Annotated in this window: 3 protein-coding genes; all 3 read right to left on the bottom strand. The window is 31.2% G+C overall.

Features of this window, described 5'->3' with window-relative positions; genetic code table 11:
- Positions 1 to 220 precede the first annotated feature (220 nt).
- The gene (locus MW871_RS15895) at positions 221 to 742 is read right to left on the bottom strand and encodes a hypothetical protein (protein ID WP_248429375.1); all 522 of its coding nucleotides are present in this window, start codon (positions 740 to 742) and stop codon (positions 221 to 223) included.
- 319 nt (positions 743 to 1,061) lie between these two features.
- Positions 1,062 to 1,406, bottom strand: a complete 345-nt coding sequence (locus MW871_RS15890) for a hypothetical protein (RefSeq protein ID WP_188051746.1) — start codon at positions 1,404 to 1,406, stop codon at positions 1,062 to 1,064.
- Positions 1,407 to 1,584: 178 nt separating this feature from the next.
- On the bottom strand, positions 1,585 to 2,112 hold the full coding sequence (locus tag MW871_RS15885; RefSeq protein WP_248429374.1) for a hypothetical protein: 528 nt from the start codon (positions 2,110 to 2,112) through the stop codon (positions 1,585 to 1,587).
- Positions 2,113 to 2,491 lie beyond the last annotated feature (379 nt).

The raw sequence follows: 2,491 nt of genomic DNA, 5'->3' as shown, positions 1-2,491 counted from the left end.
AAAATCGATGAAATTTATATTTTAAAATTCTAAATATTTTCTATTTCACTCCAGTTTTATTTGCTCCAACGCTGCTGACCGCTAACGTCCCGCCGCTTCACGCAGTTGCGGATTTTAGCGAACTGAGGATTTTCCACCAAGATAATCTTTCTTCGTGAAAATCAAATATCCGGCTAGGAAAATCTCCGCAATTGCTTGAAACGGCTGTTGTGCGCTGGACTTATATCACGTTGTTTTTTTTCTTAATTCTCTCGATTCTTCCCTCATAGTCCGATTTGGTTCCATCGCTAAGTTCATAAGAAATTGCCATTTCACATACAGAAATTGCTTTTTCAAATTCTCCCAACTCTGTTAGTAATGTCGCATAATTTTGAAATGTTGATACTCTCGGTAAAACTCCATCCATATCTTTTTTTAAAGCAAGTGCAATTTCCGGGAATTCCAATAAATGAATTTCGGAATATTTAAGACAGAGATTTTTGAAATTTTCTTGATCTCTTAACTTATAAGTTTCGCCAACTATCGTTTGAAGTAGGAAATGTCTATTTACCAAATCAGTTTTTACATTAACCACTTCCAGCATTTTATTCAAATCATTCGTCGCCCGAGCATAAAAAACATCATCCCATTCAGGATGATTTTGGTCGTCATTTTCTTCGATAATTTCGTTTTTTTTAGTGAAAGACTGAGTATCAGTTTTCTCAATTTTGTCTTTTTTGAAAAATAATTTGAATAGATTCATAGAGTTAATTTTCGTGATTTATTCCGTCCGGTTTTTTAGTCTTGCGCACAACGTCTTGGCGCTTGGCGTGGTTGGGGACTTTTGAAACCGAGTATTTTCGGCTTAACGTAAATGTAATAAAAAAAACGCTAATTCCACTAAATCCCCAATCACGCCAAACGGCTGTTACCTGATGGTTATTTTTTTTTCAAAAGTATCATTTTAATAGTGAAATTTTCAAGTTTCTGTTGGCCAATTCCAACTTTCACATTCCAACTTTCAAGTTTCTGCTTTGAATTTTCTGCGCAAACTAATTCTATATTTGAATATTACTGTTGTTTTAATTATGCCAATCAAAACCGCAAAATCTGCATTGTTTAGCTTTTGGCGTTCTTGCTAATTTTTTACATTTTGGACATTCATTTAAAAAAACTTTTTCAGGATAATTTTTAATGATTTTTTCAGCCGTATTAAGTTCAAAATTATCATATCCAACTTTCAATAAATCTAAAACTTCTTTGTCATCAGTAATCCAACCTTTTCGTTTATAAATTTCCCAAGCTTTAGGGTTATCATTATCTTCAAGTTTTAAAATTGAAGAGTGATGTCTCCACGCAAGCTTTTCTTTTTCGGGTAAAAGACTAAAAAAATATGTGACAATATATTCTGCAGTTTCTTTATCCATTTATTTGATTTTAAGTAGGTTGGCTTTCGCTTTTCGGTAACTATCAGGTAACGTCTTGGCGCTTGGCGAGGTTGGGGACTTTAAAGCAGAGTATTTTCTGCCGAAACGAAGATATGATAAAAAACGTTAAGTCCACTAAAACCCCAATCTCGCCAAACGGCTGTTAGCAGTAGCCTTTTTATCCATTTAGTATTGACAAAGTTAAATCTACATCATTAAAATTTTTAACTAATTTAAAGCTTTTAAAATTTTCTTTTTTTGCCTCACTTGTTTTTTTTATATAATTATCAAAAGCTATTTCCCAATGTTTTGAAGTTGCTATACCAAAAACATGTCCTAATAATTCAAATTCAAAAAAGCAAGGTTCATTTATTAAGTATTTAAACTTTAAGTCGTCACTTAAAAATAATTCAGGAGTTCTTGCCCAATCTTTAGTCATCATTATTATCCCGTGTTTTCTTTGAAAATAAAATACGGGATAATCACCTAAATCATAGCGACTAAATTCCCTAATAAAGTTATATTTTTCATTATGTCCATCTTTATTTTGTCTTTCAATTTCTTCCAAAAACACTTTGTATAATCCTTTTTTAAATTGTCTTGATATTTTCTCTTGAAAAAAAGAATTGTATTTATAACTTGCTTTTAATTTAAATTTATTGTTCAAAAAATCAACATTAAAATAAATTGAAGAAAACTTTGGCATTGCTTTATTTTTACCAATTTGATTATCCACTGACAAGAACCTTGCACGAGAAATATTAAACGTTTCTTTAATTACAGTTTCAATCGGAGGCAATTTATTATTGTAACTTCCAAAATACAGATTACAATTATCGCAAACATTTTCACAAATATTTTTTCCGCCAAGTGTTTGAGGAATTGTATGAGCTAACTTTTTAAAATTTACGTTTATTTCTGTTTTTTAACACCAAATACATTTTTTCATTTGTTGTTTTAGTTTATTGATTTCTGTGTTTTTTTTTAAGGTTACTGCTAACGTCTTGGCGCTTGGCGAGGTTGGGGACTTTAAAGCAGAGTATTTTCTGCCGAAACGAAGATATGATAAAAAACGCTAATTCCAC

Origin of the sequence: Flavobacterium pygoscelis (assembly GCF_023162025.1) — a bacterium.
Taxonomy (GTDB): Bacteria; Bacteroidota; Bacteroidia; order Flavobacteriales; family Flavobacteriaceae; genus Flavobacterium; species Flavobacterium pygoscelis.
Note: the sequence above shows the minus strand (reverse complement) of the source record. Positions and strands in the feature narration are given on the sequence as shown.